This window comes from Kitasatospora sp. NPDC085879, from assembly GCF_040686255.1.
Lineage (GTDB): Bacteria > Actinomycetota > Actinomycetes > Streptomycetales > Streptomycetaceae > Kitasatospora.
Map to the genome: position 1 here is coordinate 179015 of NZ_JBFBJZ010000009.1, position 7429 is coordinate 186443.

Here is a 7429-nt window from a genome sequence, read left to right on the forward strand (position 1 = left end):
AAGCGACCGGGCGCCGCTCCCGGATGGGAACGGCGCCCGGTGCGGGCGGCGCGGGTCAGGCCGGGACGCGCTCCGGCTCGGCGGCGGTCGGCTCGCCGTGCGGCTCCGGTGCGGGCCAGCGGCGGGCGAGCGGCGCGGGCAGCCACCAGTTGAGCCGGCCGAGCAGGGTCATGGTGGCGGGGACGAGCACCAGGCGGACGACCGTGGCGTCGATGAGGACCGCGACGGCCATGCCGACGCCCATCATCTTCACCGTGATGTCGGGGTCGATCGCGAAGCCGGTGAAGACGGCGACCATGATGGCGGCCGCGCTGCTGATCACGCGTCCGGTGGCGGACAGGCCGCGCACCACGGAGCCCTTGGCGTCGCCGGTCGCCAGCCAGTCCTCCCGGACGCGGTCGAGGAGGAAGACCTCGTAGTCCATGGAGAGGCCGAACAGCACGGTGAACATGAGGATCGGCACCCAGCTGGAGACCGGCACCTCGTGCGGCAGCCCGAGCGCCCGGGCGCCGGTGTCGGACTGGAAGACCGCGGTCATCACGCCGTAGGCGGCGGCCACCGAGAGCAGGTTCATCACGGCGGCCTTGAGCGCGATCACTGGCGCCCGGAACAGCACGGTGAGCAGGATCAGCGAGAGCGCCACCACCACCGGCACCACCACCCACAGGCGGTCGGACAGCCGGTCGGAGATGTCGGAGAAGGCGGCGACGGTGCCGGTGATCTCGGCGCCCGCCGGCAGCACGTCGGCGCGCAGCGACTTCAGCAGCCGCGCGGTGCGTTCGTCCTGCGGGCCGGTCGCGGGGGTGACGGTGACGACCGCCGCGTCCCCGGCCCGGTTGACCAGCGGCGGCCGGACGGCGGCGACGCCCGGGCGCGCCTTCAGGGTGTCCAGCAGCGCGGGCAGCTTCTCCTGCGGCAGCTTCTTCAGGTCGACGGCGACGACCAGCGGCCCGTTCGCGCCGGGACCGAAGGCGTCGGCGGTGAGGTCGTAGGCCTTGCGCGTGGTGGTGCCGGCCGCCTGGCTGCCGGCGTCCTGCGGCCAGGTGCGCATGTGCAGCATCGGGGCGGCGAGCGCCAGCAGCACCACCAGCGAGCCGAGCGCGGCGGCGACCGGGCGGCGGCCGATCAGCCGGGCCCAGCGCTCGGTGCGGGTCGGACCGGCCTGGGTGCGCTGCTTCGGGTCGCGCCGCTCGGCGCGCCGCAGCAGCCTGTTCCCGGCGAGCGAGCAGAGCGCGGGGACGAGGGTCAGGGCGGCCAGCATCACGGCGCCGACCACGGCGAAGGTGGCGTAGCCGAAGGAGGAGTAGGTGGGCAGGCCGGCCAGCTTCAGGCCGAACAGGGCGACCAGCACGGTGGAGCCGGCCACCACCACGGAGGCGCCGGCGGTGGCGGTCGCCTCGGCGGCGGCCTGATGCTTCGTCAGTCCCTTCCGGAGCCCCTCGACATGGCGGCTGACCAGCAGCAGGGCGTAGTCGATGCCGACACCGAGGCCGACCATCGAGGCGACGGTGGGCGCGGTCGGGCTGATGTCGGTGACGGCGGCGAGCAGGGTGGTGAGGCCGGTGCCGAGGCCGAGGCCGGCCAGCGCGACGACCAGCGGCAGGCCGGCGGAGACCACCGTGCCGAGCGCGATCACCAGGATGACCAGGGCGGCGCCCACGCCGATCATTTCGGCGGTGCCGTTCGGCGCGGTGAAGTTCTCCGGCAGCTGTCCGCCGAACTCGACCTGCAGTCCGGCCTGTTCGGTGGACTTCGCGGCCTCGCGGAGCGCGTCCAGGCCGGCCGAGCCCTTGAAGTCGGTGACGGGGACGGAGTAGTCGACGGTGAGCAGGGCGGTGTCGCCGCGGGCGGACAGCACCGGCGGCGCCACCGTGGAGACCTTGGGCAGGGCGGCGAGCCGGTCGCGCAGCGCGGCCAGGCCGTCGGCGGGCAACGACCCGCCGTGCCGGTCGTGGACGATGACCCGGGCGTTCGCCCCGGACATCTCCGGGAAGCGCTCCTTCAGCAGGTCGGCGCCGGCGGTGGAGCGGGTACCGGGGACGCGGTAGTCGTCGTGCGGGGTGCCGCCGAAGGCGGCGGCCAGGCCGAGGGCGAGGCCGAGCAGCAGCACCCAGCCGAGGACGGTGCGCCAGGGCCGGGCGGCGGATGCGCCGCCGAGGCGGCCGAGCAGGGTGGACATCGGTGCGGGCCTTTCGGCAGTCCGGTGGTCGATACCCGTTCAGCCTGCGGGGCGCTGCTTGGAGCCCACTTGGTGCCGGGCGACGGCCTCCGCGTCCGGGACGGCCGGCAGCCGGTGCAGCGCGGCCAGCGCCTCCGCCTCCCACTGCGGGGACTCCCAGCGGCGGGCCACGTCGGCGGCGTACCCGAAGTGCTCGGCGGCCTCCTCGGTGCGGCCGAGCATCCGGGCCAGCTCGCCCAGCACCAGGGCGATCGGGCGCAGCGCGACGGAGGTCGACGCGGCGCCGGCCACCAGGCCGCGCAGCGGCAGCAGTTCGGTGATCAGCTCGGCCGCCTCGGCGCGCTCGTCCAGGGCGACCACGGCCGCGGCACGCAGGGCGAGGAAGAAGGACCGGTAGTAGTCGGGCTGGACGGGCAGTCGGCCCGCCCGGACGGCCCGGGCCTCCTCGGTGCGGCCGAGGGCGGCCAGGGCGAGCGCCTCGACATCGGCGACCAGCGGCCCGTACAGGGCGGAGACGGCTCGCAGCCGCTGCAGTTCGCTGCCGATCCGGCCTTCCTGGACGGCGATGGTGAGGTCGGCGAGGGCGGCGAAGCCCTCGGCGTGCACCGAGGCGCGGCCGGTCAGCCCGGCGACCGCCTGCCGGTACAGCTCGGCGGCCTCGCCGGTACGGCCGGCGGCGAGTTCGAGCATGGCGCGGTGGCACAGGCCGATGTCGGCGAGTTCGAGCAGGCCGTAGCGCTCGGCGATGGCGGCGGCGGCCGCGATGTGGCGGCGCAGCGCGGGCAGGTCGGCGACGACGGCCGCGGCCGTGGCGTACAGCTGCTCGGCGTGCCAGCGGTAGGCGGGCAGGTCGTGCCGGCGGGCGAGGGCGGCGAGTTCGTCGGCGAGTTCGACCCGTCGCGGCGCGCCGAGTTCGAAGTCGCAGATCCGGGCGCTCGCCGCCAGGGCGAGCGCGAGCAGCCGGGGGTCGTCCTCGGCGCGGGCGATGGCGAGCGCCTCGTCGGCGGCGGCGGTGCCGAGCGGCTCGCCCGCGCAGTTGCACTCGTGGGTGAGGGCGTCCAGCAGGCGGCAACGGGTGGCGGGCGGCAGGTCGGCGCGGCGCAGCAGCCGCTGCAGGGTCTCCACGGCCCGTTCGTCGTAGCTGCCGTAGGGGTGGGCGACCCAGGGGGTGGGTTCGGTCCAGGCCGTCCAGGCCTCGATCTCCAGGTCCTCCCGGCCGGTCTCCTCGGCGAGGGCGACGGCCCGGGCGCGGGTCGCCGCCGCGGCGGAGATCGCGCCCGCCCGGACCTGGGCCCGCTGCAGGGCGCCGAGCAGGGCGATCCGCCGGGCGGGCCGGTCGTCGCCGCCGTCCGGCACCCGGTCGAGGTTGTCCAGGGCCTGTCGCAGCAGGTCGGCGCAGGTCTGGTGGGCATAGCGGCGCTCGGCGGCCTCCGCGGCGCGCACGCAGGCGTCGACGGCGCGCTCCGCGGTGGCGGAGGAGGCCGCGGCCGTCCAGTGGTGGGCGAGCGCGGCGAGGCGGTCCGGGCGCAGCGCGCACAGCGCCTCGGCGAACCGGCCGTGCAGCCGGGCCCGCCGCAGCCCGCTCAGGTCGCCGTACAGGGTGTCGCGGACCAGCGCGTGCGCGAACCGGACGGCCCCGGGCCGGGGTTCGGCGAGCAGCCCGCCGGCGACGGCGGCCTCCAGCGCGTCCAGCAGCCCCTCCTCCTCGGCGCCGGAGGCGTGCACCAGCAGCTCGACCTCGGTCTCGCGGCCGGCCACCGAGGCGAGCCGCAGCGCCTCGACCGTGGCCGGCGGCAACCGGTCGAAGCGCCGCCGCAGCACGTCCCGGACGCCCTGCGGCACCTCCTGGACGGCGACCAGCGCGCCCTCCCCGGCCAGCAGGTGGGCGCTCTCCACCAGGTAGAACGGGTTGCCGCCGGTCCGCTCGGCCAGGGCGTGCACGGTGCGCGGGTCGACCGGGGCGGCGCAGATCGCGCCGATCAGCGTCCCGGCGTCGGCCTCGTCCAGGCCGCCGAGCGCGATCCGGTGCGGCGAGCAGCGGGCGAAGGTGCCCAGCAGATCGGTGAGCCGGCCCTCGCCCGGTCGGTGCGCGCAGACCAGCAGCAGCCGCTCCGGGCCGCGGACGGCGGCCAGCTCGGCGGCGAGCGCGCGGGTCTCCTGGTCGGCCGCGTGCAGGTCGTCGAGGACCACCGCCACCGGCGCCCGCTCGGCGGCGGCCTCCAGCCAGCGGGCCACCGCCCGGTGCAGCCGGAACCGGCCGGTGAGCGCGTCCCGGCGCCGGGTCGGGTCGTCCTCGCCGAGCAGCGGGGCGAGCTCGGCCGCCGTGGCGGCGTCAGGCGGGTGCTGCCGGGCCAGTTCCCGCAACGCCTCCGTCCAGGCCCAGGCCGGCGGCGCGCCCTCCGTCTCCGGACACCGCCCGGAGGCCACCAGCCAACCGCTGCGCCGCAGTTCACCCGTCAGCCGGGCGAGCAGGGTGGACTTGCCGGCGCCCGCCTCACCGCTCACCAGCACCACCGAACGCCCGCCCGGGGCGGTGGCCGCGGTCGCCGCCTCGCGCAGCACCCGCTGCTCGGCCTCCCGGCCGACGAACGGCAGCGGGGGCGGGGCCGTCGCGGTGCAGACGGGCGCCGACGGTGCTGTCGGGTGGACGGCGGGCAGGTCGGCGGCCGGGATCGGGACGGCGAGCAGTTCGGACCGCTGCCGAAGGATCGCCGCCTCCAGCTCGGCGAGCGCCGGCCCCGGGTCGAGGCCGAGCTCCGCCGTGAGCACCCCGCGGGCCCGGCGCAGCGCCTCCAGTGCCTCCGCCTGCCGGCCCGCCCCCCACAGCGCGCGGGCCAGCAGCCGCCAGCCCTCCTCGCGCAGCGGATGCTCCTCGGTGAGCACCAGCGCCGCCGCGGCGGCGTCCCCGGCACGGCCCTCGTCCAGCGCCGCCGCCACCGCCGACTCCCGTGCCGCCAGGCGGAGTTCGTCCAGCCGGACGACCTCGGCGGCGGCCCACGGCTCGTCCGCGAACTCGGCGTACGCGCCACCGCGCCACAGTGCCAGCGCCTCCTCGAACCGCCGGGAGAGCGGCGGCCCACCGGCCTCTGCCGGCAGCTCACGCACCCGGCGCAGCCGCTGCTCGAACTCCCATGCGTCGACGGCCGCGGCGGGCGCCGCCAGCGCATAGCCCGGGGCGCGGCTGACCAGCAGGCTGGCGGGTTCGCGCGGCCCGCGCTCGGGCTCCAGCAGACGGCGCAGATTGGAGACGTACGCCTGCAGCGAGGCGGCGGCCTTGGCCGGCGGCCGGCCCTGCCACAGGTCGTCGATCAGCCGGTCGGCGGGGACGACGGCACCGCGGGCCACCAGCAGCCGGGCGAGCACACCGCGCTGGCGCGGGCCGCCGAGACCGACCGTCGCCCCCGCCACCTGCGCCGTCAACGCGCCCAGCACCGATATCCGCACCATCGTGCGCCGAGCCTATGCGATGCCGCCCACCCGGCTCCAAGTGGACTCCAAGCCGAGAGGAAGCACGCCAGGGGCGCGTGGGGGCAGCCCAACGTCCTCAGCTGCGGAGCAGGACCGCCGCCAGGGGAACGAAGCCGCCCTCGGTGCCTTCGGTGTCGCCGTCGGTGGTGCGGCGGAGCATGGTGCGGGCGATGCGGTCGGCCTGGGTCTTGGCGCGTTCGGCGGTGGGGCCGGCGTAGAGGCCGTCGACGGCGGCCTGCCAGAGCTGGACCCAGCGGCCGAAGTGGGCGGCGGTCAGCGGGCGGCGCCCGTGCAGGCCGAGGTGCGGGGCGAGGGCGTTGCGGTGGTATTCGCCGGCCCGCAGCAGGGCGCTCGCCCAGAAGTCGGTGATGTGCGGGAGGTGGGTCTCCAGGTCGAGCCGGGCGACCTCGGTGAAGTGCGGGCCGATCAGCGGGTCGGCGAAGGCGGCGGCGTAGAAGCGCCGCAGCAGCGGTTCGAGGTCGGCGCGGTCGGTGATGTCGGGGCGCGGCACCGGCGGGCTCCTCTCGGTCGGGCCCGGCGGCCCGTCCGGCCGCCGCGGCCAGGCTATGCGGTGGTGTCCGGTTCCGGCAGGGCCGTTGGTCCCTGCCACCGGCCACCACCTGGCAGGATGCCGGTATGACCTATCTCCCCTCGGACGACCGCTATGCGTCCATGACCTATCGGCGGGCGGGGCGCAGCGGTGTGCAGCTGCCCGCCGTCTCGCTGGGCCTGTGGCACAACTTCGGTGACACGCAGCCGCTGGAGGTGCAGCGTGCGGTGCTGCGCCGGGCCTTCGACCGCGGTGTCACCCACTTCGACCTGGCGAACAACTACGGCCCGCCGTACGGCAGTGCCGAGCGCAACTTCGGCTACCTGTTCGCGCAGGACTTCAAGCCCTTCCGGGACGAGTTGTTCATCGCGTCCAAGGCGGGCTACGACATGTGGCCGGGTCCGTACGGCGACGGCGGTTCGCGCAAGTACCTGCTGTCCAGTCTGGACCAGTCGCTGGGCCGGATGGGCCTGGACTACGTCGACGTCTTCTACTCGCACCGCTACGACCCCACGGCTCCGCTGGAGGAGACGATGGGGGCGCTGGACCAGGCGGTGCGCTCGGGTCGCGCGCTGTACGCGGCGATCTCCAACTACCCGGCGGAGCAGCACCGCGAGGCGGTGGAGATCCTGCGGGGCATGGGCACGCCGGTGCTGATGAACCAGATCAGCTACTCGATCCTGAACCGCTCCCCCGAGGACGGGCTGCTGGACGCGATCGGCGAGACCCAGACCAGCATGATCGCGTTCTCGCCGCTGGCGCAGGGCCTGCTGACCGACCGCTACCTGTCGGGCGAGGTGCCGGCCGGTTCGCGGATGTCGGTCGGCCACTTCCTGCGCGAGGAGGCGCTGACCGGGCAGAAGCTGGAGCAGCTGAGGGCGCTGAACAAGGTCGCCGAGCAGCGCGGCCAGACCCTCGCCCAGCTGGCGCTGTCCTGGGTGCTGCGGGACGCGCGGGTGGTCTCGGTGATCATCGGTGCGTCGAGCGTGGCCCAGCTCGACCAGAACCTCGACGCGCTCAAGGCCGGTCCGCTGACCGCCGAGGAGCTCGCCGAGATCGACCGGCTCAGCCGCTGAGCCCGACGGCCCGATCGGCCTGCGCCGTCGATCGTGCCACCGGCCGGGGGGGGGGGGGCCCCCCGCCCCCCCCCCCCCGGCCCGCGAGGGCGGGGCGCCCCACACGGCGCCGCGGGGAAATGAAGGCGCGCCCGGCCGGGAGGAGAGAAGGGAACG

At 76.2% G+C, this 7429-nt stretch carries 4 protein-coding genes; 1 reads left to right on the forward strand and 3 read right to left on the reverse strand.

Going from position 1 to position 7429, the window contains the following annotated elements:
* Positions 1–55 precede the first annotated feature (55 nt).
* The 3 genes from AB0P35_RS10135 to AB0P35_RS10145 all read right to left on the reverse strand — a co-directional run bounded on the left by AB0P35_RS10135 (position 56) and on the right by AB0P35_RS10145 (position 6158).
* Entirely contained in the window at positions 56–2179 is a 2124-nt protein-coding gene (locus AB0P35_RS10135) for an MMPL family transporter (RefSeq protein ID WP_363508951.1), read from the reverse strand.
* 39 nt (positions 2180–2218) lie between these two features.
* Positions 2219–5626 (reverse strand): BTAD domain-containing putative transcriptional regulator, encoded by a 3408-nt coding sequence (locus tag AB0P35_RS10140; protein WP_363508954.1) that lies wholly within the window; start codon positions 5624–5626, stop codon positions 2219–2221.
* A 97-nt stretch (positions 5627–5723) separates the two neighbouring features.
* Positions 5724–6158 (reverse strand): group III truncated hemoglobin, encoded by a 435-nt coding sequence (locus tag AB0P35_RS10145; protein ID WP_363508957.1) that lies wholly within the window; start codon positions 6156–6158, stop codon positions 5724–5726.
* A 125-nt stretch (positions 6159–6283) separates the two neighbouring features.
* Between AB0P35_RS10145 and AB0P35_RS10150 the strand changes: the two genes are divergently transcribed.
* Positions 6284–7273, forward strand: coding sequence for an aldo/keto reductase (locus AB0P35_RS10150; RefSeq protein ID WP_363508960.1), 990 nt, complete (start codon positions 6284–6286; stop codon positions 7271–7273).
* The last annotated feature ends 156 nt before the right edge of the window (positions 7274–7429 follow it).